Source organism: Pseudovibrio sp. FO-BEG1 (assembly GCF_000236645.1).
GTDB lineage: Bacteria > Pseudomonadota > Alphaproteobacteria > Rhizobiales > Stappiaceae > Pseudovibrio.
Map to the genome: position 1 here is coordinate 2,452,893 of NC_016642.1, position 24,222 is coordinate 2,477,114.

The 24,222-nt window shown below is 47.3% G+C and carries 19 protein-coding genes and 1 riboswitch; of the genes, 13 read left to right on the forward strand and 6 right to left on the reverse strand.

The features are described 5' to 3' along the window. Window positions 1–14 precede the first annotated feature (14 nt). The 5 genes from PSE_RS11310 to PSE_RS11330 all read left to right on the forward strand — a co-directional run bounded on the left by PSE_RS11310 (window position 15) and on the right by PSE_RS11330 (window position 8,773). Window positions 15–992, forward strand: a complete 978-nt coding sequence (locus PSE_RS11310) for a GDP-mannose 4,6-dehydratase (protein ID WP_014284988.1) — start codon at window positions 15–17, stop codon at window positions 990–992. Further along, window positions 982–4,038, forward strand: coding sequence for a glycosyltransferase family 4 protein (locus PSE_RS11315; RefSeq protein ID WP_014284989.1), 3,057 nt, complete (start codon window positions 982–984; stop codon window positions 4,036–4,038). Before PSE_RS11310 ends, PSE_RS11315 begins: the two co-directional genes overlap by 11 nt. A 13-nt stretch (window positions 4,039–4,051) precedes the next feature. Continuing rightward, a complete protein-coding gene (locus PSE_RS11320) occupies window positions 4,052–6,160 on the forward strand; it encodes a glycosyltransferase (RefSeq protein WP_014284990.1) in 2,109 nt (702 codons plus the stop codon). A gap of 56 nt (window positions 6,161–6,216) precedes the next feature. After that, complete coding sequence (locus PSE_RS11325) at window positions 6,217–7,386, forward strand: glycosyltransferase family 2 protein (RefSeq protein WP_014284991.1); 1,170 nt, start codon at window positions 6,217–6,219, stop codon at window positions 7,384–7,386. 457 nt (window positions 7,387–7,843) lie between these two features. Continuing rightward, entirely contained in the window at window positions 7,844–8,773 is a 930-nt protein-coding gene (locus tag PSE_RS11330; RefSeq protein WP_014284992.1) for an SMP-30/gluconolactonase/LRE family protein, read from the forward strand. Between the two features lie 87 nt (window positions 8,774–8,860). On the opposite strand, the gene PSE_RS11335 is transcribed toward PSE_RS11330, so the two are convergent. The 3 genes from PSE_RS11335 to PSE_RS11350 all read right to left on the reverse strand — a co-directional run bounded on the left by PSE_RS11335 (window position 8,861) and on the right by PSE_RS11350 (window position 11,336). Then, window positions 8,861–9,529, reverse strand: a complete 669-nt coding sequence (locus tag PSE_RS11335) for an FMN-dependent NADH-azoreductase (RefSeq protein ID WP_014284993.1) — start codon at window positions 9,527–9,529, stop codon at window positions 8,861–8,863. A gap of 50 nt (window positions 9,530–9,579) precedes the next feature. Further along, window positions 9,580–10,275 (reverse strand): nuclear transport factor 2 family protein, encoded by a 696-nt coding sequence (locus PSE_RS26695; protein WP_051125905.1) that lies wholly within the window; start codon window positions 10,273–10,275, stop codon window positions 9,580–9,582. 134 nt (window positions 10,276–10,409) lie between these two features. Beyond that, the gene (locus PSE_RS11350) at window positions 10,410–11,336 is read right to left on the reverse strand and encodes a LysR substrate-binding domain-containing protein (RefSeq protein ID WP_014284995.1); all 927 of its coding nucleotides are present in this window, start codon (window positions 11,334–11,336) and stop codon (window positions 10,410–10,412) included. Between the two features lie 297 nt (window positions 11,337–11,633). After that, window positions 11,634–11,830: riboswitch (cobalamin riboswitch) on the forward strand. A 101-nt stretch (window positions 11,831–11,931) separates the two neighbouring features. On the opposite strand from PSE_RS11350, the gene nrdH reads away from it, so the two are divergent. From nrdH to nrdF, 4 genes are read left to right on the forward strand one after another with little or no spacing between them, the layout of a single operon-like run. Further along, window positions 11,932–12,153, forward strand: a complete 222-nt coding sequence (gene nrdH / locus PSE_RS11355) for a glutaredoxin-like protein NrdH (protein WP_008549371.1) — start codon at window positions 11,932–11,934, stop codon at window positions 12,151–12,153. Between the two features lie 4 nt (window positions 12,154–12,157). Further along, the gene (nrdI, locus tag PSE_RS11360) at window positions 12,158–12,562 is read left to right on the forward strand and encodes a class Ib ribonucleoside-diphosphate reductase assembly flavoprotein NrdI (protein ID WP_014284997.1); all 405 of its coding nucleotides are present in this window, start codon (window positions 12,158–12,160) and stop codon (window positions 12,560–12,562) included. After that, window positions 12,544–14,694, forward strand: coding sequence for a class 1b ribonucleoside-diphosphate reductase subunit alpha (nrdE, locus tag PSE_RS11365; protein ID WP_014284998.1), 2,151 nt, complete (start codon window positions 12,544–12,546; stop codon window positions 14,692–14,694). Before nrdI ends, nrdE begins: the two co-directional genes overlap by 19 nt. A 16-nt stretch (window positions 14,695–14,710) precedes the next feature. After that, window positions 14,711–15,688 carry a class 1b ribonucleoside-diphosphate reductase subunit beta gene (gene nrdF / locus PSE_RS11370; RefSeq protein WP_041768355.1) on the forward strand — a complete coding sequence of 326 codons (978 nt, stop codon included), beginning with the start codon at window positions 14,711–14,713 and terminating at the stop codon, window positions 15,686–15,688. Between the two features lie 111 nt (window positions 15,689–15,799). Here nrdF and PSE_RS11375 read toward each other — a convergent pair whose 3' ends face one another. Continuing rightward, window positions 15,800–17,179, reverse strand: a complete 1,380-nt coding sequence (locus tag PSE_RS11375; protein WP_014285000.1) for an FAD-binding oxidoreductase — start codon at window positions 17,177–17,179, stop codon at window positions 15,800–15,802. Window positions 17,180–17,203: 24 nt separating this feature from the next. Continuing rightward, a complete protein-coding gene (locus PSE_RS11380; protein ID WP_014285001.1) occupies window positions 17,204–18,379 on the reverse strand; it encodes an FAD-binding oxidoreductase in 1,176 nt (391 codons plus the stop codon). Window positions 18,380–18,504: 125 nt separating this feature from the next. Between PSE_RS11380 and PSE_RS11385 the strand changes: the two genes are divergently transcribed. The 4 genes from PSE_RS11385 (at window position 18,505) to PSE_RS11400 (ending at window position 23,333) form a co-directional block, all read left to right on the forward strand. Further along, window positions 18,505–19,179: a GntR family transcriptional regulator gene (locus PSE_RS11385; protein ID WP_014285002.1), complete on the forward strand. Its 675-nt coding sequence runs from the start codon at window positions 18,505–18,507 to the stop codon at window positions 19,177–19,179. A gap of 64 nt (window positions 19,180–19,243) precedes the next feature. Then, window positions 19,244–20,224 carry a TAXI family TRAP transporter solute-binding subunit gene (locus tag PSE_RS11390; protein WP_014285003.1) on the forward strand — a complete coding sequence of 327 codons (981 nt, stop codon included), beginning with the start codon at window positions 19,244–19,246 and terminating at the stop codon, window positions 20,222–20,224. Window positions 20,225–20,308: 84 nt separating this feature from the next. Then, complete coding sequence (locus tag PSE_RS11395; protein ID WP_014285004.1) at window positions 20,309–22,909, forward strand: TRAP transporter permease; 2,601 nt, start codon at window positions 20,309–20,311, stop codon at window positions 22,907–22,909. Further along, window positions 22,902–23,333, forward strand: coding sequence for a universal stress protein (locus tag PSE_RS11400; RefSeq protein WP_041768356.1), 432 nt, complete (start codon window positions 22,902–22,904; stop codon window positions 23,331–23,333). The genes PSE_RS11395 and PSE_RS11400 overlap by 8 nt, the downstream gene beginning before the upstream one ends. 10 nt (window positions 23,334–23,343) lie before the next feature. On the opposite strand, the gene PSE_RS11405 is transcribed toward PSE_RS11400, so the two are convergent. Continuing rightward, window positions 23,344–24,120 (reverse strand): DeoR/GlpR family DNA-binding transcription regulator, encoded by a 777-nt coding sequence (locus PSE_RS11405; protein ID WP_008547099.1) that lies wholly within the window; start codon window positions 24,118–24,120, stop codon window positions 23,344–23,346. Window positions 24,121–24,222: the final 102 nt, after the last annotated feature.

Genomic DNA, 24,222 nt, shown 5'->3' on the forward strand with positions numbered 1-24,222 from the left:
AGAGATTTCGAATAATGTTCGAACGTATCCTGATAACTGGTGGTTGTGGCTTTATTGGCTCGAACCTAATCAGAACATTAGCTTCCAAAATGATATCGCACGAGATCGTGGTTTTAGATAGTGAAGTCACTGGGAAAGTCAGTTCTCTAGAAGGCGTACCCCATCATTTTATCCGTGGAGACATTAGAGATCAACGTACTCTAGAAGACGCAATGAGCGGTGTTGACGCGGTAATACATTTAGCGGCTGATACGCGCGTGATGGATTCCATTGAAAACCCAACTTACAATTTTGACGTGAATGTAATAGGAACAATGAATGTTCTAGAGGCTATGCGCAAACACGGTATAAAGCGTCTTGTTAATGCTTCTACAGGAGGTGCAATTGTTGGAGATGCGCCTCAACCAGTTCATGAAAGCATGCCCGCTAATCCAGCTTCTCCTTATGGAGCTTCTAAAGCTGCTGCAGAAGCATATTGTTCAGCTTATTCAAAAAGTTACGGGATGGATATCGCTTCCTTGCGGTTTTCGAACGTCTATGGACCTCGTTCTGCTCACAAAGGGAGTGTTATAGCAACATTTATCAAATCTATTCTGAGAGATGAACAGTGTCATGTTTATGGCGACGGTAGTCAAACCAGAGACTATATCTTCGTCCAAGATCTCTGCTTTGGCATCTTTCAGGCTCTAAAGTCTGAGAAAAAAGGGACTTTCCAGCTCGGCAGCGGCAAGCCAACGTCCGTTAATCAGATTATCCAGATACTAAAAAGGGTTACTGGCCGAAATGAAACCTTAGAAGTTACATACAGTGACTTTAGAGCGGGCGAAGTCCTGCATAATTTCGCGGATATTACAAAAGCCAAAAGAGATCTAGGCTTTCAATCACAGACAAGCCTGGCCACAGGCATCAGAGAAACATGGGACTATTTTCAAAAGAACTCCAAAGTCTTGCTAAGCAACAAAGAGTACGGAGTATCCAGTTATGCAGGTTGATGCATTTGCAGTAGAGGGTTTTCCTAACTTAGCAAAGTACGCAGGTTACACATCTACAAGCAAACTTCGTGTGTGTATTGCCACGGAAGAGATCCTTGGACCAGTCCGAAACGGTGGTATCGCTTCAACATACTATCATTTGGCTAAAGGGTTGGCTGCACAGGGCCATGAAGTGCACGTTCTATACCTCAAAGGTGAAAGGGTAGAAAACGAAACGCCTCATCATTGGATTAAGCATTTTGCTGAGATTGATGTGACTCTTCATTATTTGCATCACACGGCAAAAACTATTATTGGCCCCTCTCAAAATTGGCAGTGCCGCTATGACGCAGCATACAGTTGGCTCAAAACACAAAAGAAATTTGATGTGGTCCATACATCAGAATGGAGAGGTGGCCTGATCTATGCGTTGATGGCCAAAAAGCTGGGGCTTGCATTCCAAGAAACACTTTTTATCGTTAAAACCTCTTCACCTCACCTTTGGAACCGCCACTATCAAATGCAACCCATTGCTAAACGAGACCTCTTGCCAGCGAGTTTTGCTGAGCAAAAGTGTGTAGAACTCGGCGATATTGTCATTGGCGGCAGCGCACATTTATTATGCTTCATGAGGCATGTTGGTTACCGACTACCATCAGCCACATTTGTGCAACCAAACATTCTAGATTTTTCGGAAATAAGTGTTGTCGATCAACGGCCCCCACGACAGGCTGGTGATAAGATTCACACTCAAGAACTGACGTTTTTCGGTCGGTTGGAGATGCGAAAAGGCATTGAGTTATTTTGTACAGCTCTTGACCTCTTAGAGCGAGAAGGTATTGCGCCCAAGGCCGTAAATTTTCTCGGCAAATACGGTGAAGCTCTCCCAAACCAAAATAATGAGAAAGTAGCTGACTTCATTAAACGAAAAGCAAAAAATTGGAGCTTTGAAGTCAACTGCATAACAGATCTCAATCAGCCAGAGGCACTCTCATTTCTTTGCTCTCGAGACATGATTGCTGTTATGCCATCGCTCATCGAAAACTCTACGATGGCTGTTTATGAAACACTTGAACACAATGTTCCTTTTATTGCGACAGATGTTGGTGGAACATCTGAACTTATTGACTCACAAGACCATTCCAGTTGTTTGATTGAACCAACTGCATTTCAGCTTGCAGACCGTTTGAAGCACGCTCTCGAAGATGGACATCAGATTCCGCGTGCTAGCTTTAGTAATCAAGAGAACTTGAAAACTTGGTACGGTTTTCATGCTTACCTTGGAGAAACATTCGGAAAAAAATCTGTAAATGACTCCCTAGCAAATCTGATAGATCCCTCACTGTTCAATGCTAAGCACCAACAAAAATCCATAATTGGGTACTTAGAAGTAATCGTTCTGTTGCGTGAAAATGAAAGCGCAATGGCATTCGTTACAAGCCTGTTAGCTGACCCTCCTGATACAGTAAGTGTTTTGATTACTGATCCAGCACTTGAAGACGTGGGTTTTGAAGTCGTCGAGTATTTACAGAATAGAGGCATAAGTTCCAAATTATGCAGGTTCATCGGCTTTCCGGCTGGTGAAGCGTTCAATCACACGATGGATGTGTCTGAAGCTGATGCTTGTATTTTGTGTGACGGTACAGCTGTTCATTTTGCCTCAGACTTTTGTGCCGATATACGCGTTGCGATCCAGCACCAACAAAACACACTCATTTCTAGCTTTGTAGAACTGCCAGACAACAAAATTATTATGCCGATCGGAAGCGATGTTGTATCCGAGGTGGTGTTTGGAAACTCAGTTGGTGCAAGTGTAGTCTGTGTTCCCAAGAAACTTATCAAGCAGTTGGGCGGGCTGCAGCCATATGACCTTCGCTTTGGGCTTTTACAAGAGTATGTGCTGCGAGCAAGCAAAGAACACGGCATTGACCTTTTAGTTATTCCGGAATGTCGATTAACAAGTCCATTTGAATTAGAAAACATAATTCAAAATAACGCACATGCTTCATACTTGCGCTCTATGTCTTTGATAGAAAACGACAATATCGCATATCGCAAGTTAGCTCTTTTACCTCACACCGGTAGTGGAAGCCTCAAGTTCCAATCCAAGTTATACCGGGATAAAAAACGAAGAGACGATGAGCCGGTTTGGCTCGTACATGCAGATAGATCTCGCAAGCTAGGAAATAGATGGTCCAAAGTTGCACTTGGATTGGATGAAAGTGCATCGAGAATACTCTGTGTAGCGATAGGCCCTGGGGAGCGTTTTCTATCGGTAAATGGAACAGAACAGCAAATGTCACTCCTCAGCCAGGCCGGTGAAACAACTTTGCATTTCTTCGATATTCCAAAAGATTGGCCAGAAGGCGAGCGGTACAATATCAAGTTTCATTTAGTAAATAAAGATAGAACACGTACTCAGTTTATTCGAGTTATCAAATTATCTACGAACGTTTTTGCGGCGGTCTCAGGCGGTGTAATCTTAGACCGAGATGCCGCCGAAAGCATGTTCAGCCGGCATGATGCTCTTTTTAAGATTCCAGGCATTGCTGCAAAAAAATTACAATCAAGCCTAGATATCGAAGAGCATAGAGTAACTGAGCCAGCAGCAAACCTGGATGTGGCAACTGCGCGTTTTCAAGAAAGACGGAGGCCATTTCTCTCAGTTGGTCGCGTTTTATCTAAGCTTAGACTTAAGAGAAAATTTCTTCGCTTACTCCGTGGTTATTCAGGGTCTCCAATTAAAGCATCTATACCGCCAAAGGAGCTTTTGGCCTTAAACCCAACCCATGTTGAAGGCTGGGCATGGGATAGAAGAGACACGTCAAAAAAAGTATCAGTTGTTTTGGAAGTCAACGGAGTTGTCTTGGCTGAAGCCAAAGCAGATCGTTATGCTGAGAGATTTGGTAGTAGAAACAAAAAGCTGGCTCAGCATGGCTTTATGTTGTTGGTTCCCGAAGAAGCAAGAGATGAAAGTGCCGAAGTCACAGTAAAAGTTAAAGAGGATGGCAGCATAGTTCGTAATGGTAAGCTAAAGTACCTTTCGGAAATGTTGGTTGCACAATGAGGAAGCCGCTTGGATGGTCGAACTACAGCAGGACATAAATGCGACTGCCCCAATGGCCAATAAACGCATTTGCATTATAACTGCTGATATCTTCGGACCAATTAAAAATGGGGGCATTGGCACCGCATATTTCCATTTGGCTGTGTTTTTAAAACGTATTGGGCACCACGTAACTATTTGCTTTGTGAATGGTCACGCTAAGAACCAGCAAAAAATGCGCGCCGCGCGCGATTTCTTTTCAGAGTATGACATTGAGTTTTCCGCTGTAGCTCCTCAGGTTCTTGCAAAAACTGAGATGGCTCAGACTATGGCGCCTCCGTATGCTGCCTATGAATGGTTGCGAGAGCACGAAAACCATTTTGATATGGTGCATGTTTCAGAATGGCGTGGTTTGGGTTACGTAGCGTTATTAGCTAAGAAACTTGGTATTGCATTCCTCAACCTACACTTCGTTGTCAAAGGCTCGTCTCCAACACTTTGGGCTGCGGAGGGAAACTCGCAGTTTCTGGAAGAATACCGTCAACTTGGTTGGGTTTTCATGGAACGAGAGAGCGTGGAAATGGCTGACACTCTCATCTGCGGCAGTCAACATCTTCTGAACTGGATGCATCGGAACCTTTATAAACTTCCTGCAAGAAGTTTTTACTGGCCCAACGTGTTTCTGGAAGATCTCAACAGCGTGACTAGAAAACAATACTCTCATGTGGGTGAATGGGTATTTTTTGGTCGATTAGAACCTCGCAAAGGCATTTTACTATTTGTCAATGCTCTCAATGCTCTGGCTGTAAAAGGTATTTCAATTCCGCCGATCACTTTCCTTGGTGGTTATTCTCATCGGTTTGATGCTAAAAAATTCATTCTGCAAAACAGCAAGAATTGGCGAACCAAAATCACATTCAAAACGAACTATAATGCTCTTCAAGCCGTCGAGTACTTAAGTGCCGAAGGGCGATTAGCAGTAATTCCGTCTTTGCTGGAAAATTCTCCATTGGCTGTTTACGAATGCTTAGCTGCGCGAGTTCCCTTTATTGCCGCAAATACAGGCGGGACACACGAACTAATCGAGGAAGTCTCTCGCGATGAAGTCCTGTTTGAGCCACACCATCTGTCGTTAGCAGACCGTCTTGAACGTTATACAAAACGCCTCCCTGCTCCAGCTGAGAAACATAACAGGTTAAAGAGATCGCTGGCAGTCTGGAGAGGATGGCACCAGCAAAGCCGCTCGACAGCAAAGACAGCCACAACTAGGAAAGACACGCACCCGCAGGTTAGCATCTGTATCACTCATTTTGAGAGACCCCATCTTCTAACTCAAGCTTTAGAAAGCATTGAACGACAGACCTATCGAAGCCTGGAGGTGATAGTCGTCGATGATGGTAGTCGTTCAAAGCTCGCACGTGAAACACTTCAGATCCTTGCTCAAAGATACAAGGATAAGTCATTAAGCATCCTTTATCAGGAGAATCGATACGTAGGGGCAGCACGGAATAAAGCTGCTCAAGTTGCAAAAGGCGACTATCTTCTATTCTTCGATGACGACAATATCATGATGCCTGAAATGGTAGAAAAGCTTGTGAATGCAGCAACTTTCGCGGATCTTGATTGCATAACTTGCAGCTCACTACGTTTTAGTGGTGATGGGGAACCTTATTCCCCCAACGGTAAACTGGGGACACAAATACGATTTGTAGGTCCTGCAAAGGCATGGGCGACGAGGGTGAATGTCGTTGGAGATGCAACATGTCTTGTTAAGAAGACCGTTTTCTCTGCTTCAGGAGGGTACTCTGAAGGATATCGAGTTGGAAAAGATGACATCGAGTTTTACAATCGACTAATCCTTGATCGGTGGAAAGTATCTTATTACCCTGATCCATTGTATTACTATCGACAAAGTTCAGACAGTATGAAGTTGAAAAATCAGAATAAGGAAGAAGCTGATTTTAAGCAGGTATTACCGTTTTCGAACAGTATGGATGTTGAAGATAAAAGCCTATTTTTACTACGGTCTGACGCATCGCAGCGCATAGGAAGTCAAAAAAATACGGCAAAAATGTCTTATAGGCCTGGGAAAATAAGTTCGGTAATACGAAAGGCACGTAATTTTGTTAGGGTAAAAATTTGAGACCTAGTAAACACTTTAGTAGCTCCACCCAAACAGATTTTCCATTGATCTGCGTAATGCGCGACGAAGCTGATGTCTTGCCAGCATTTCTACATCACTATCGTTCAATAGGAATTACTTGCTTTTACATTATTGATACAGGGAGTTCAGATGGTTCTTTGCAGTTTTTACATCAACAAGGTGATGTCCAACTCTATGAAAAAAATGGTGGCTACCCGCAAGCAAACGCTGGAGTTGATTGGGTCAATGAGATTGGCTGTAGGTACTGTAAGGATAAATGGACAACAGTTGTAGACGCGGATGAGTTTCTGCTACTTCCTCAACCAACAATGGATGGTACAACGAGCATTTTACAAAACGAGCTAGCATTTGCACTTTATGCTCCTTTGATAGACTTTTTTTGTGATGATCTTACAAGTGCGCCTAAATGTGCAATGGATCTAGATGAGCTCATTGCCAATACGCCCAACTATGTTCCCTTTTCCAAGTTTCATACAGGATCGTCGCTGGCTTTCCCCTTTTTCGAACTTCGCTCTTCAGTCAGAGCTGAGCTATCTGGCAAAAAGAACTATCTTGTAAGATCTTACAAGATACCTCTTGTTTACTGGCAATCAGACTTCCAATATCTTCGGTCAACGCACTTGTGTACCCCAGTTCCGTTAAGCGACACATGTGGCCATCTGCTTCACTTCAAGTATAGAGCAGGATTTGAGAAACGTCTTTTAAGAGAACTTGAAAACCCAGATCGCATGAATGCTGATGTGTATCGGATCTCAAAGGCAATCATCCGCAATCAAAAACTGCTTACGCAGCATACAAAGGTTCTCCGCAATAAAGACACATTCAAGGAGAGCGATTGGCTTTCCAATTTAGGCTTTACTGCAAAGTGGAAGGAAGTTAACCGCTCCAAAGCACATTACTTCAATCTTCTCACAGGTAAGAAAACTGCCACAGATAGTACATTAGAAGAAAACCTTGCACGCCTAACTAACTCACCAAGTTGGCGAATAACTAGACCCCTGCGATCACTTCTCTTTAGGCACGAATTGCTGCGTCATGAGCATTTCCCAGAACGTGCAAATTGTAAGCAAGCATCAGCTGAACAGACAATAGCCATTTATGAATCATTTTGGTGGTTGCTAACTGGCCTGATGAGACTACCGGTGGCATTACATCGCGCAGTACTCTGGTATAAACTTAGACAACGCAACATAAGCCCCGACTGACTTTACTCTATTGCAAACCTTTAATAATTTCACTATTTTTAGCTTTTGGTTCCAGAAATCGAGCGGGAATCTAAGACGGCCAATCCATCTACTCATCCATAGTGAATAGTAGTCACTGTTAATTGAAACGATAAATGACCAGTAGTTACATTCGCCATCTAGCTTAGCCAAATCAATCTGAGGTTGATGCTTCAACCTAAGGGAGACTGCTAAGCAGTTAAACTAGAGTCCGCAATTGGTCACACATCTCCACTACATGCAGTCTTCACAACGAGTTGTTTCAGCTTCGGCATGAATTAAACGAGTTTGTGGGCGGTAGCTTGCGTCTTTAGCCTCATGAGCATAAACGAGCAACAACATGAGGTAACACTCCATGAGAAACAGTATCCGTACTTTATGGAGAGTATCTGCTCTATCTCTCTTAATGTTTTCGTCAGCGGTAGCCCAACAGACGACTTTGGAGTTTGATGCAAAAGAGAGTGTTGGGATTTCCGTAGAAAGCAAAGCGCTTTACCCTGAAGGGCTGGAATATGATGCAAAGCGTGAGCGATTTTTACTTGGCTCAATAAGAAAAGGCGAAGTTATCGCACTTAACAAGGATGGGACAACAACTCGTCTGGTTGATGATGAACGCCTTCGTTCTGTTGTTGGAGTTCGCGTTGATGCAGAAAGAGGGCGATTGCTGGTCAACAGCTCTGACTATGGTGTCGCAACGCGCAGCGCTCCCTCAGATAAGTTCGCATCAGTGTCCTTGGGGATCTACGATTTAGCAACGGGCGCCCCTCTAAAGTTCATTGATTTGTCAGATCTCAAGCCTGCTGAGAAAAAGTTTGCAAATGACCTAACAGTCGATGCGGATGGCAATGCCTACATTACGGATAGCCTGGCTGCATCCATTTACAAAGTTACGCCATCTGGCAAAGCCAGCGTGTTTCTTTCCCATGAGAGGTTTCTTGGTGACGGGTTTAATTTGAACGGGATACAATATCATAAGAATGGATATCTTCTTGTGGCCAAGAAAAGTGATGGTTCGCTTTTCAAAGTCCCTCTGAATGATCCATCAGCCTTCACTGAAGTAGCATTGCCTCAGCCACTCATTGGTACCGATGGCCTCGTTTTGACTGGTCCTGATGAGCTTATCGCAATCACCAATCGTGCTTCTGGAATTGTCTCCAACACGGTGTTCCAACTCGTTTCTGATGATGACTGGAGCTCAGCATCCATAGGGCAAGCATTCAAAATGGGTGATGTTTACCCAACCACTGGAGTTGTCGTGAAAGGCAAGCTTTACGTCAATTATGGTCACCTGCATACGCTTGGTAGCGCCTTGAAAGAAGGTGATGAGCTCAGAGACACTTTTCACATTCAGCAAGTTGGGTCTGAGTGAAGAGCAAACACGATCTTTTCTGGAACTGACAGCTCTAAACCCACCAGATGGTGGGTTTAGTTTTTGGCTGTTGCTTAGACTGAACCTCTAGTACAGTAAAGCAAGCTTTGCGGCCAAATCTCTCGCTTTTGCATGCGCATCTTGCACGGAGGTCTTATGTCGTGTGTCATTAAACTCTTGGTATTCAGCTGCGACTTCAAACAGTTCATCAACCCCAAGATATCCTTTTAAGGTTCTAATATGCGGCATGAGATGGTTCCGACTTTCACGAATACCACCAGGCCCAAATCCGAACTCTCCTGAAGACGTGATCGCAACCAACTTTTTGCCAGATAAAATTGGCTCAATCGGATAATCACCACGAGCCAGGTCAAAGCTGAAAGTTTTGTTGATACGCATTACCTGATCAAACCAAGCCTTTAGAACAGCTGGCATGCCGTAATTGTACATCGGAGTAGACAGGACTATGATGTCGGCTTGCTCCAATTCAGCAATCAGGTTGTCTGACTGAGCAAGTAATGCATTTTGTGTGTCACTCCTGTTTTCTGGGGCAGTGAAAACCGCTGCTATCCAATCCTGAGTTATATGGTCCGGTGGATGTCTACCAACATCACGACAAATCACTGTGTCATTTGGTTTGTGCTGTTGCCACTCTTTCATGAAGGTTGCTGAGATGCTGCGGGAAATGGAGTTGTACTCCGGAACAATACTCTCGCTGCCCCGAATACTGGCATCAATTTGTAAAAGCGTTGTCATCAGAGACGTCTCCTTGTGTCTGCTTTTCTGGATTGTGGGGGCACCGGAAGTTATGCGAGTTCCTGCGAGAACAAGTGTGAAAGGTCTCCGACAAATGCGCGCTTAAGCTCACATTTCGTAAAGCGCCAGACACCATCCACTTTAGAAAAAGTATCAAAGTAATCCGCCGAGAAGATTGGCTTTAAGGGAAGGTCAGCTGTCTGCTGTACTACAAGGCCATAGCGTTTGCAGATTGCAATGCTGGCCTCCTTGTCAATCTCAAGCTGGATGTTGGTAGAGATGTGTCGGGTCTTAGGTGTCCCGTCCGGCTGGAGTAAAACAGTAGATAGAACACCTGCTAACAAGGCCTCTTTTCCTTGATGCATGTTGCCTTCCATGCCCCATTCCCCATTTTGCTGGCGGATAAACTCATCAAAATACTCACCTGAGTAGATAACCTGCAATGGAAAGTCATCGGCTTGCTGAATAACGACGATATATCGTTGGCACTCAGCTCTGCCAGCTTCTTCATCAACTCGTATGTCCAAGTTGGTGGTCATATGACGGGTGCGGGGTGTTCCGTCTTCGTACAAGATGACTCGCGTTAGAACCTGATCATACAGGTCCTTGCTGCTATGAACTGGCTCCGAGCCGTCAAAGTGCCAGCTTGCCTCTTTAAACAAGGCGGCGAACCCTTTGAGGTTCCCAGAATCCAGAGTGAAACTATATTGATTGATTAGTCTTTGAATTTGATCTTGCGACCGCATGGGACTGCCTCTGCCATTAGCTTTTGATCTCTCTCATGGAGACCAGAAGGTCAGGCTCAGTCCTACCTTGAGTACAAAATAAAGAACAACATCAGAGATTTCAGCTGACGGCTGAATGAGATTCAGGGCATCACTTACTTTTCAAAGAAACGCTGACCTATCGCGCTATCGCGAAACATATCTGCTTCATCCAGCAGCCAATCCTGAAACACCTGGACTTTCGCCCTGTTAGCTGAAGACTTGGGACAAACCAGATAATAGCTTTTGTTTTTGACAGAGTAATCGAATGGCGCAACCAAGCGTTCTTCTTCCAGGTCTCGTGCTGCTGCGATCAAACTAACCAAAGCAACCCCGTGTCCATCTCTGGCCGCTGAGATGCACATATGCTCTTCGGAAAACGTATTGACTGGTTTTTGTGGAGCAAACCTAAACCCTTGGCTCCTGAACCACCCCTCCCAGCTCGGGTCTTTGTCTGAAAATCCTGTCCACTCATACTGTATCAACTGGCCTTTCTGAAGCATTGATAGCTCTGGCGATGCAGGCAGATAATCTGGGGCACACACAGCTGAAACATAATCATCCAATATCCAGGCAGCGTGTAAGTCAACATGATCGGACTCGCCATATCGGATTGCCAGATCGATGTTGTCTTGTGGAAAGATAAGTAACTCATCGGAGCCCAGAACTTTCACAGCAATCAATGGGTTCTGCTCTGAAAATCGCTTGAGCCGTGGTACAAGCCAGTTTGAGGCAAAGGAGTTGGTGGTGGTAATTGTCAGTGTACCATCAAGGTCATCATTCAAGAGAGCCGCAGACCCGGCATTCAACTTCTCAAAAGCTTCTCGGATAAAAGGGGCGTAAATTTCCCCTTCTTTCGTTAGACGAAGAGATCGCGGCAGACGGTGGAACAACGCCACCCCAAAATGCTCTTCAAGGTTCTTGATCTGATGACTGATTGCCGTCGGCGTTACATGCAATTCCTCCGCCGCATCCTTAAAACTCAGACGCCGCACAACCACTTCAAACGCCTGTATGCTTTTTAAAGAAGGGATTTGAGGCATGGTTCGCTGAAACTCTGTTTGTGAGGCTTTGTTAGGAAATTAATAAATCTAAGATAGTTCAGAGTTTGGTCAAGAATTATGATTTGAAGCTAATCTTACTAATGCGTTTCTCTGAGTTCAAAAGGTTCGTTTACCAAATTTGAGTTGATCAATCGTTAGAATTTTACTGAGAGGGCCATTCTGGATTGGATAAGTTAGATTGTATGTTCAGTCCATTTGCCACTCTGGCGCTTACGGCATTCCACAACAATAAGCTGTGCATAGACTTCTATATGTTGACCGCCTCCTACGCAAATGCACTATATGAGCTATCTTGGTTCTTGCGGGGGTGACTCGCAAGCTAAGAGGGAAGCCGGTGAGATTCCGGGACTGCCCCCGCAACTGTAAGCAGCAAGCGGGCTCTCATTTATGCCACTGGATCGTATTCCGGGAAGGTAGAGAGCCTGTGCCAGAGCTGTGAAGTCAGGAGACCTGCCAAGGGACATTTTAACAACCACGGGCGGAGGGCCTGTTTGGGTTGCGGGCACGTTTGCGTTCCAGCGCAGCGTTGGCCTCTCATCCCCTGCCTCTTCGCCCATGCTACGGGGTTTGAAGCATGAGCATTACCGTATATTCCAAGCCTGCTTGCGTGCAGTGCACCGCTACCACTCGCGCGCTGGACAGCGCTGGAATCTCCTACGACGTGATTGACCTTTCTCAGGACACAGATGCTTTCGCTGCTGTACAGGAGCTTGGGTATCGCCAGGTCCCTGTTGTTGTTGCTGGCGACCAACACTGGGCTGGTTTTCGCCCAGATAAGATAAGCGCGCTCGCCTGATCTCGTGAGCGGGCTGGTCTACTTCTCAAGCCCATCCGGAAACACCCATCGCTTTGTTGAATGCCTCGGCCTATTGGCAGAGCGCATACCGTATCGTGCTTCTGAGCCTATGCCTCAGATGACGCATCCTTTTGTGCTGATTTCGCCAACTTATGCGGACGGCGAAGGGCGAGGGGCGGTGCACAAGCAGGTGATCCGATTTTTGAATGATGCGGCCAATCGAAACCTGCTGCGAGGTGTCATCGCCTCCGGCAACCGAAACTTTGGGGCGTTCTTCGCCCATGCAGGCACAATTATTGCCGCGAAATGCAACTGCCCTTGCCTTTACAAGTTTGAACTTGCTGGCACGGAAACAGACATTGCGCGGGTTCGTCAGGGGTTAGATTTATTTTGGAAACAACACTCTTAGAACAACCGGACAGCGGACAACAGGGTCTTGATTATCACGCGCTGAACGCCATGCTGAACCTCTATGACGCAGAGGGCAAAATTCAGTTTGACGCTGACCGCCAGGCTGCGCGTCAGTACTTTCTGGAACATGTGAACCAGAACACGGTGTTCTTCCATTCTCTGGAAGAGAAACTGTCTTATCTGGTACGCGAGAACTACTATGAAGCAGAGGTTCTGGACCAATATGACCCTGCTTTTGTGAAGGCCATTTTTGTGGCAGCTTATGAACGCAAGTTCCGCTTCCCAACGTTCCTTGGCGCTTTTAAGTTCTACACCAGCTATGCACTCAAGACATTTGATGGCAAACGCTATCTGGAGCGATACGAAGACCGTGTGGTGATGACTGCGCTGGCTCTGTCTCGCGGTGATGAAGACCTGGCTATGTGGATGATGGATGAAATCATCTCCAATCGGTTCCAGCCTGCGACCCCGACTTTTCTGAATGCAGGTAAGAAACAGCGCGGAGAGCTGATCTCCTGTTTCTTGCTTCGTTTGGAAGATAATATGGAGTCCATTGGTCGCTCCATCAACTCCGCCTTGCAGTTGTCTAAGCGTGGTGGCGGTGTCGCTTTGTTGCTGACCAATCTGCGTGAAGCTGGCGCCCCGATTAAGGGCGTTGAGAACCAGTCCTCTGGAGTGGTGCCTGTGATGAAGCTACTGGAAGACAGCTTCAGTTATGCCAATCAACTGGGCGCACGCCAGGGTGCTGGTGCGGTTTATCTGAATGCACACCACCCGGATATTCTGAGTTTCCTCGACACCAAACGCGAAAATGCAGATGAAAAGATCCGCATCAAGACCTTGTCTCTTGGCGTGGTTATTCCGGATATCACCTTCCAACTCGCCAAACAGAACGAAGAAATGTACCTGTTCTCGCCGCATGATGTTGAGAAGGTCTACGGCATACCATTCTCCGAAATCTCTGTGACAGAAAAATACCGGGAGATGGTCGATAACCCGAAGATCCGCAAGAAGAAGATGCGGGCCCGTGAGTTCTTCCAGTTGCTGGCAGAAATCCAGTTTGAGAGTGGCTACCCATACATTCTGTTTGAAGACACTGCAAATGCGGTTAATCCGGTGGCTGGCCGCATTAACATGTCCAACCTGTGCTCAGAGATCTTGCAGGTAAATGAGGCCAGCACTTTCAAGGATGATTTGTCCTATGCCCACCTTGGCTCTGACATCTCTTGCAATCTCGGTTCCCTCAATATCGCAAGGGCCATGGATGGCGGAGATCTGGGTTCGACCGTTGAAACAGCAATCCGCGCGTTAACAGCTGTTTCTGAAATGAGCGCTATCGTCTCCGTACCATCTGTGCGCCGTGGCAATGATGAAAGCCACGCCATCGGCCTTGGACAGATGAACCTGCATGGGTTCCTGGCACGTGAACTCATTCATTATGGCAGTCCGGAAGCTATCGACTTCACAAACATCTACTTCTGCATCGTGCTGTATCACTGCCTGCGCGCTTCAAATGCAATGGCTCGGGAACGTGGTGTTAGCTTCAAGGGGTTTGAAGACAGCCAATATGCTTCGGGAGCGTTCTTCGACAAATACGTTGAGAAGGATTGGCTTCCGGACACAGAGCGGGTTGTGGCTCTTTTTGAGAAGTTCGGCATTCATATTCCAACCCGTGCGGAATGGGTGGCTTTGAAAGATGCGGTGATGACGGACGGCTTGTTTAACCGCAACTTGCAAGCCGTGCCTCCAACCGGATCAATCAGTTACATCAACAACTCCACGTCCTCCATCCACCCCATCGTTTCCAAAATTGAGATCCGTAAAGAGGGGAAGATTGGCCGCGTTTACTACCCGGCACCGTTCATGAGCAATGACAATCTGGAGTACTATCGTGATGCCTACGAGATCGGACCAGAAGCATTGATCGATACGTATGCCGCCGCCACTCAGCACGTGGATCAAGGCTTATCGTTGACACTGTTCTTTCCGGACACAGCAACCACCCGCGATATCAATAAAGCCCAGATCTACGCATGGAAAAAGGGTATCAAAACAATCTACTACGTGCGCCTGCGCCAAATGGCACTGGAAGGCACTGAAGTTCAGGGCTGCGTGGCCTGTTCACTCTAAGATCTGAGGATTTCATATGACCTTACATAGCGCCATTCATCCAGTGACCAAAGCGGTGAACTGGAACCGGCTCCAGGACGACAAAGATCTTGAGATCTGGAACCGCCTGACCTCCAATTTTTGGCTGCCGGAAAAAGTTCCGTTGTCCAACGATGTGCAAAGTTGGGCTTCGCTCACTCCAGAAGAACAACAACTCACCATTCGCGTCTTTACTGGCCTGACGTTGCTGGATACCATTCAGAATACAGTTGGCGCTCCAGCACTCATGGCTGATGCTGTGACACCCCATGAGGAGGCAGTACTCACCAACATCGCCTTCATGGAAGCCGTCCACGCCCGCTCTTACTCTTCTGTCTTCTCCACCTTGTGCCGCACAGCTGAGGTGGATGATGCCTTCCGTTGGTCAGAAGAGAACGAGTTTCTGCAGGCTAAGTCCCGCTTGATCTTGGAGGAGTACAACGCGACCAGCAGTCCATTAAAGAAAAAGATCGCCAGCGTGTTTCTGGAGAGCTTTCTTTTCTATTCCGGCTTCTATCTACCGATGCATTGGTCCAGCCGAGCAAAGCTAACAAACACTGCAGACCTGATCCGTTTGATCATCCGCGATGAAGCGGTGCATGGGTACTATATCGGCTACAAGTTCCAGCGTGGTTTGGAGCGGTTGTCAGAGGCTGAGCGAACCGAGATCAAGGACTTCGCCTTCGCTCTGCTGTTTGACCTTTATGATCTTGAGACCAAATACACTGAGGATCTTTATGATCCGCTCGGTCTGACTGAGGATGTCAAACACTTCCTGCATTACAACGCCAACAAGGCTCTGCAAAATCTTGGCTTCGAGGGCCTATTCCCTGAAACAATCTGCCAGGTAAACCCGGCGATCATGGCCTCCCTCTCACCAAACGCCGACGAAAACCACGACTTCTTCTCCGGCTCCGGCTCCTCCTACGTCATCGGCAAAGCCGTTGCTACTGAGGATGAAGACTGGGATTTTTAGAAGGTAGTTTCTGACTGGACCAAACTAGTTTTGCGACACCTGCATTCTCTTTTAAATCAGGTGTCGCTCGATAACAGTTATCTCTTTATTGCCATCAGGCGCAAACCAAGATCACAAAACGCCTTTACTTGCTTCTTTCAGTTCGGCCAAAAGCGTTGTGTTTTGATAGCGGTCCAGTGAGAAATCATTGGCGTACTTGGGCTTCAGATCGTCTGCTACCCATTTTGCTACCAGATCAGCTGATGCGCAGGCGGCCATCGTACCGAAACCAGATAGGGCAGTGATCATGAATGCGCCTTTCTGAGCGCCGTTTTTACCCATAGGCCCAATCAACGGCCAGTTCTCCTCAGTCATTGTGTACCAGCCACCATAGTGGGTCATGCTTCTGGGAAGTTTGCCGTAATACGCCTTCAGTGATGGATTGAGCCGCGCAGCTCCTCTCAACACAATTTCTGGAAACTGATCGTTTAACTGAGGTTCCCAAGTAGCGTCTTGGGGCGTTTCGTTGAAAGCCCAGCCTAGTTTTAGCCAAGTACCATTGTCACCACCATCCGGTCGACAATGGATAGCTCCAGGCATCTGCTCCGTCAGCCATTTATACTCATCGTCGCTTGCCAACCATTCTTTTTCATCATCAGACCAGTCAATGAGTTGCTCGTCCAGATCGATAGAAAAAGGTAGTTCTCGAGGGATGACTCTTTCAACGTCCTCAAATGCTATCTTTTGCTGGAAGGTATTGTAAACAGGAAGCGCCTCGCCAATCATTTCGGCAACTTTGGCCGCAAAGGGACCTGCTGCATTGACTATTTTCTCAGTCTTGACCTGCACTAGGCCTTCACTTGTTTCAATCTCCAGAACATAGCCATCTTGTTGGTTGATTTGTCTGACCATCCCGGTAAGGCGCCGACCACCCTTTGATCTATAATTCTCCAGCATATACATCCCCATTTGCTGGCCGGAGATGTCTCCGCCGCGGCGGATATGCAAGACAGTCTGAATGTCTTCGGAAAAAGAAGGAAATGCCTTTCGGATAAGCTCTTGATTCTGAATTACGTCTACGCCATCGGGAGCGATCTCCCAATCTGGCTTTTCAGCAAACTGATAACCCGAACCTTCCGCCCTGGAATGGAAACGGATTAAGTCATCGCGTTTATTGTCGTACCCATAACGGACTTGATCTATCAAATCGTCTACTTGAGTGCGGCGTGTTGCTAAAGCATAGCCGCGTCTGTTCATATGTAAGCGGTTGTCGCTATCACGCGCAATTTTCTCCATCAAATCAATAGAATGATTGGTGAAGTCTACCATGCTGGGATGTGGCCACCAGTTGCGATAGTTCTCACCAGATTGAGCTGAGGTGAAAGCCATGGGTTGGCCTTGCTCAATTAGAAGTACGTTGGTGATGTTGTGCTGTTCGGCCAGATAGTAAGCAGTTGCGATACCGGCAACACCCGCGCCAATAATGGCGACCTCTGCTGAATGCTGTGTCATTTCTCTAGGTTCTTTTAGTCTTGACTATTTGATGCCGATTTCGGCGTACGGTTCATTCTTGTAGACACGGCTCATTTCCATGCGCGTCATGTCTAGTGACTGATAGGAGCCGGTGAGTGCGAGTTCTGCCAAGGCTCTGCCCACTGCAGGTGCATGCATTATGCCATGTCCGGAAAAGCCGCAGGCCGTAATGAGGTTCTCATGACCAGGTGAGTACTTCCCAATGATCATGTTCCCATCCAACAAGTTTTGTGCGTAATGTCCCGCCCAGCTTCGGTGCAGCTTGATGGCTTCGAACTTAGGCACAAGGCCGGCCATCATCGGCCAAATGACCTCTTCGAAATAGTTTGCGAAGAAACCGCTATAGATATCATCGACAAATCCTGGCTCAATATCAAAGCTTGGACGCCCGCCAGCAAATCCATCCCCCTCAGGTCTGAAGAACATGCCGCTTTCATCTTTGACTAAGGGAAGAGTTTCTAGTTCGTGAGCACATTTCCAGAAATGCTGAACACGACACATTGGCACCACGGGAAGAGATGAGCCCGTCATAGCTGCCAGTTTATTTGCCCAGGGGCCAGCGGTATTGATGAAATACTTACCTCCGACCGTAGACCCATCAGCCAAAGTGACTGTCTGTAACTTCGTTCTAGAACATTGGATGTTTGTCACACTGGAGCGAATGTAGGTGACCCCCAAGTGTTCCGCTGATCTTCGAAAACCTTGGAGCGCAGCATAAGGGTCAATCCAACCATCATCAGGGGTGTAACATGTGAGTGCAATATCTTCGCGATTGATGCTGGGAAATCTGCGGGCCGTTTCAGCTTTGTCCATAAGGTTCGCTTTTACTCCCATGGAGCTTTGCAAATCGACATTCTTGCGCAGTGTTTCTTCGCCATCTTTTCCTACAACAAAAAGATAACCTTGCTCACGAAAGCTGATGGACTGGATATCTGGTACGTCCGCCATAATACTTTCGAAGTTCTTGTAAAACTCAAGGCTATAAGTCGACATGGAGATATTTTCAGGCAGACTGAACTGCTGGCGAACTCCACCCGCACCCTGAGGGGTAGTGGCTTCTTTGTAGGATGGGTCAGGCTCTATTACTGCCACAGAGCCAGCTTGCCCACTGCGAGCCAGAAAGTAGGCTGCGGCAGACCCCATAATTCCGCCGCCCATGATGACGATGTCGTAGTTCATTTTTCTTGCTGAGTGCTCCGAAATGGAGGTCCCGGGTGGGCCTAATAATTGGTATTACGCATTTGATGTTGACAAAATCGTATACGTTTTGCAAGTTTCTAATACGTATTAATTCGGAGTATTTGATGAACTCAGCTCAAGAAGAGCTTGGCACTCCTATCAAGGCTGGTAGCGCTGCTGACCCAATCTATCGTGATTTGAAGTCCAAAATCATGAAGGGAACGCTCGAAGGCGGACTGCCGCTAAGACAAGACGAAATTGCTGCTGCACATGGAGTGAGCAAAATCCCCGTGCGTGAAGCCTTACGTCGTCTCGAGATTGAAGGATTAGTGGAGTTTCGCCCTCAAAGAGGTGCGATTGTCCGTAAGCTCTCTGCAGAAGATGTGCTGCAATTTATTGATATCAGACTGGCGCTTGAGTGCCGGGCGTTGGAGCTTGCAATTCCAAACATGATTGAGCGTGACTTGGAACGTGCAAGATCCCTGCTGGATGAGTATGCCGCAGAAACAGCCATTGAGCGTTGGTCTGATTTCAATTTGCAGTTCCATCGGCTTCTATACGAGCCTTGCGGAAATAAGCACCTACTGGCGATGATCTCCGACCTGGAGCAACGCATCGGCCCATACATGCGTTTGCAGGTGACGGAGGCCAGTGGCCTGGATCGCCCAATGCGTGAGCACCACGAAATGCTGGAAGCATGCGCTCGGGAAGACATTGAACGTGCAGTGAGTACGTTGCGAAAGCACATTCAAACTACGCAAAAAGAAGTCGCAGCCTACCTAAGACGGCGCGGTGCGTAATTCTGAAATGGGCCCATGGGAGGGGTCCTTGCATAAATGCAAAAATAATTATGAGGAGACGTCAATGAAAAATCTTTTCAAGATAACTGTTGCTGCTGGAGCTTTAGCTGCTGTTGCAACTGGGGCCATTGCGGCTGAGCGTAAGTTCGTAAACATTGGAACTGCTGGTATCGGTGGCGGTTATTACCCAACAGGCGGTTTCATTTGTAATGTTCTGAACAAAAGCCGCAAGACGCAAGAGCACAATATTCGTTGTACTGTCGAATCCACTGGTGGCTCGGTTGCAAACCTCCGTTCGATTCAGTCTGGAGAGATGGACGTCGCGATTGCACAGGCTGACTGGCAGTATCACTCTTCTAAGGGTTCATCGAAATTCGAAAAAGATGGTGCCAATGACAAACTGCGTTTCTTGTTTTCATTGCATTTGGACACTGCCCATCTAGTTGCCCGCAAAGATTCAGAGGCAAAAAACTTTGCTGACCTGAAAGGTAAAGTCGTGAACATCGGCAATGCAGGTTCTGGTACGGAAGCGACCATGAACTTTGCTTTGGGCCGTTATGAGACAAATGCTGAAGAATATTACGGTCAAGCAACACGTTTGACATCTCGTGAGCAGGCGCAAGCATTATGTGATGGCAAGATCGACGCGTTCTTTTACACAACAGGCATCACAGCTTCTTCAATTACAGAAGCCACAAACACCTGTGACGCAGAAGTGCTGAACTGGAATGATGATGTCACCGCAAAGATGATTGAAGAGTTCCCATATTATGGTGTTTCCGTCATCCCTGACGGCACGTATCGTGGTCAGGAAGGTGAACGAACAACTTGGGGCTTGCCTGCAACACTTGTTGCTTCTGCTGATGCGGATGAAGAAGTGATCTACAACATGGTCAAAGCAGTGTTCGACAACTTCGAAGACTTCAAAAAGCAATCCACCCTCTACATCGGCGTTACGCGCGAAGGTGCTGTAAAGAACGGTCGTTCCGTTCCATTCCATCCGGGCGCTGAGCGCTATTTCCGTGAAGTCGGCCTGATTAAGTAACGAGAACTTAGCTGAAAGCGAAATGCGAAAAAGAGACGGGCAATAACTGTTGTCCGTCTTTTTATCTAGTCCAGAGAGGGGCGAATGGACCAACAACACCAAAATGAACTGCAAGACTTGATTGCCGAGAATGATACAGGTGCACGTGATCCATCTGGCTTCGCAAAGTACCTCATTTTTGCAGTGGGCTTGTTGTGGCCTCTCTATCAGCTTTACATGGCATCACCATTGCCATTCTCGACAGGCATCGGACTCATTGATGATACACAGCAACGCGCTATTCATTTGGCATTTGCACTCTTTCTTGGGTTTGCGACTTTCCCGGCATTAGTCGCGTCACCACGCAAGTACATTCCATTTTATGATTGGCTCTTTGCAATTGTTGCCGCCTCTTGTTCTCTGTACATTGTTGTTTTTTATAGAGGTGTTGTCGAAGGGGCGGGAGGTATTCGCCCAACACAGGAACTGGTGATTTCACTTGTTGGTATTGGAATGCTTCTGGAACTTACCAGACGCGTTCTTGGTCTGTCGCTTGTAGTGGTCGCGCTAATTTTTTCTTCCTACGTGTTCCTGGGGCCGCTCTTGCCGGAATTGATTTCGCATCGAGGATTTAGTCTAAACCGGTACGTAGATCATATGTGGCTCACCACAGAGGGAGTTTTCGGTCTCCCACTCGGAGTCTCAAATTCATTTATCTTCCTTTTTGTGTTGTTTGGCGCTTTGCTAGATAAGGCAGGTGCAGGCAATTACTTCATCAAGCTGTCTTTTGCTCTGCTGGGACACCTAAGAGGCGGTCCGGCGAAAGCTGCAGTGGTTTCTTCTGCGCTGACCGGATTGATTTCAGGTTCTGCGATTGCCAACGTTGTAACGACTGGCACTTTTACTATCCCATTGATGAAACGGATTGGCTTTTCTGGCGAAAAAGCCGGTGCGATTGAAGTCTCGTCCTCCATCAACGGCCAGATCATGCCTCCAGTCATGGGAGCCGCTGCGTTCCTGATGACTGAGTTTGTTGGCATCACCTATTATGATGTGGTCTTGCATGCCTTCGTACCTGCGGTGATTAGCTACATCGGCTTGTTCTACATTGTGCATCTGGAAGCGGTGAAAGCCAACATGCCCGTGCTTGCCAAGCTTCATCAAAGTACACTTGGTCAGGCTCTTTGGAGCTTCTTGTTTGGTTTTGGAGCAATCGCCGTGGTTGCAGGGGCAGTATATGGCTTGGCAACTTTGCTAAAACTGCTCGCAGGGGCTGCAACTATACCAGTGGCTGCCCTAGTTGTGGCTGCCCTCTACATTATTCTCTTGAAGGTTGCAGCGCGTTACCCAGAACTTGAGATTGATGATCCCAATGCACCCCTCGTAACAATTCCGGAGTTGAAGCCAACTCTTATGGCTGGACTCTATTACATTATTCCGATTGGTGTGCTGATCTGGTGTTTGATGGTAGAGCGTCTTTCTCCAGGTCTATCGGTATCTTGGGCAATTGTTGTTATGATTGCCGTCATTCTGACACAGCGCCCATTGATGCAACACTTCAGAGCTCAGACCACAAACTCAGCAAAAGAGGCCTTTGCCAGAGGTTTCAATGATCTGCTGGATGGAATGACATCAGGTTCTCGCAACATGGTCGGCATTGCTATCGCGATGGCAGCAGCTGGCATTATTGTTGGTGTTGTCTCTCTCACCGGACTCGGCTTGCTCATGACGCAGATCATCGACGCAGTCTCCGGTGGGAATGTTGTCCTGATGCTGGTGTTTACGGCTGTGATGTGCGTAGTCCTCGGTATGGGGTTGCCAACGACAGCTAACTATATTGTAGTTGCAAGTGTCATGGCCCAGCCACTGGTGACACTGGCCGCACAGAATGGGCTTACTATTCCTCTGTTTGCTGTACACCTGTTCGTGTTTTACTTCGGTCTGATGTCTGGTACGACACCTCCGGTTGCTGTCGACGCGTTTGCTGGAGCTGCTGTTGCTCGTTCTGATCCAATGCGCACTTGTGTTCAATCGTTTTACTACAGCTTGCGCACAGCGATTTTGCCTTTCATCTTTGTCTTCAATCCGCAGATGCTTTTGATTGGTGTAGACAGTATTCCATACGCACTGCTCATCATCACCATGTCCACGGTTGCTATGTTGGTGTTTGCCGCTGCAACACAGGGATATTTCTTTGCAAAAAGCTACAAGTGGGAGTCGGCTGCACTCCTTTTGGTCGCGTTTACTCTGTTGCGGCCCGGCTTCTTGCTAGACACGGTCAAACCGCCGTTCGAAAACTTGAATCCCAACCAAATACTGCAAGTTACAGAAAATGCTGCAGACGGAGCCAATTTACGTCTTGTTGTAGAAGGGGAGAACTTCAGCGGCGACATTGTTCGAAAGGTTGTGGCCTTTCCGCTTGGAGAAATGGGACTTTCCGGTGAAGAGCGCTTAAGCCAGCAAACCGGCCTTATGATCCGTGAGGAGGGAGCACAAGTTTGGGTGGATGATGTCTCCTTCGATAGTCCAGCTCAGAAATGGGGCATAGACTTTGACTGGCAGGTGTTGGAGTTACATAAGCCAAACAATCGATTTGCAAAAGAGTGGTTCTATTTCCCGACACTGCTTGTTCTGGCTGGGCTTATCCTGTTTCAGTTACGTCGCAGAAAAAGCGCAAGAAAGCATGAGGCCTTGAGCTATGTATAAGGATATCCTTGTGCCTGTAGATCTTGACCATCCTGAAGCAAGTGAAAAAGCTGTTGGCACGGCCTGCCAAATGGCAAAAGACTATGGTGCGGTGCTACACTTTCTGAGTGTAGTACCGCCGGTTAGCCCGCTCATCGCTTCATACTTTCCAAAAAACTACAGGTCCAGCCTTAGCGCAGCTGCTAACGAGCGCTTGCACGCCTTTACTGCACAGTACGTTCGTAGTGATGACATCAAACGACAACATGTAATCGCTCACGGCTCTGTTTATGATGAAATTCTGCAGATGCGCGATCAACTTAACGCCGATCTCATCATCCTAACGTCTCATCGCCCGGAGCTGAAAGATTACCTCTTGGGCCCAAACACCGCCCGCATAGTCCGCCACGCCCCATGCTCAGTAATGGTCGTCCGGGAGGAGTAGTGAACTCATCTCACATCACCACATTCAGCTGAACGTTGTTGCTGTTCAGGATTTTTACTAGGTCGGTGGGTGGTTCTTTGTCGGTGAAGAGGGCGGTGACGTCTTTTATGTTGCCGAGTTCTACGGCGGCGGAGGTTGAGAACTTGGTGGCGTCGGCTGCGATGAAGGTGTTGCGGGCGGTGCTCATGACGGCCTGGACAATGGCAACCTCGTTGAAGTCATAGTCCAGCATTGTGCCGTCCGTATCGATTGAGCCGAGGCTGGTGATCAAGTAGTCAACGCGGAACTTCTTGACGAATTCCAGTGCTGTTGTGCCGATGATGCCGCTGTTGTTGCTGCGCAGTTTGCCGCCGGGAACCATCACATCAAAATCAGGTTTGCTATAAAGTACGTTGGCAACACGAAGGCTGTTGGTGATCACGCGCAGGCCACTGCGCTTGAGCAGGTGGTTGGCGATGATCTCTGTTGTTGAACCGATGGACACAAAGACAGTGCTGTTGTCAGAAATCGAACTTGCGATTGCTTCTGCAATTGCTTCTTTTTCTTCGGTTTCGGAAACCTGTCTGACTTCATAATCCAGGTTGACGACGCTGGAACATCTGCCAGCGCCACCATGATGCCGAATGAGCAGTTTTTGTGCTGCTAATCTCTTGATATCTCGACGGATAGTCTGAGCTGATACGTCCAGCGCGCTGGCAAGTTCTTCGACGCTGGCATAGCCTTTTTCATTGACGTAATTCACCAGTCGCTCGTGGCGCGGGTTTCCAATGATGACCGTATCAACCATAGAGGCCTCAAAATATCTGATCAGAAAACAACAAAAATGCGTATAGGACAGCTGATCACTCTGTCAAAACGAAAGCTCTGGCAGGTTTACCAGAGCATTTTT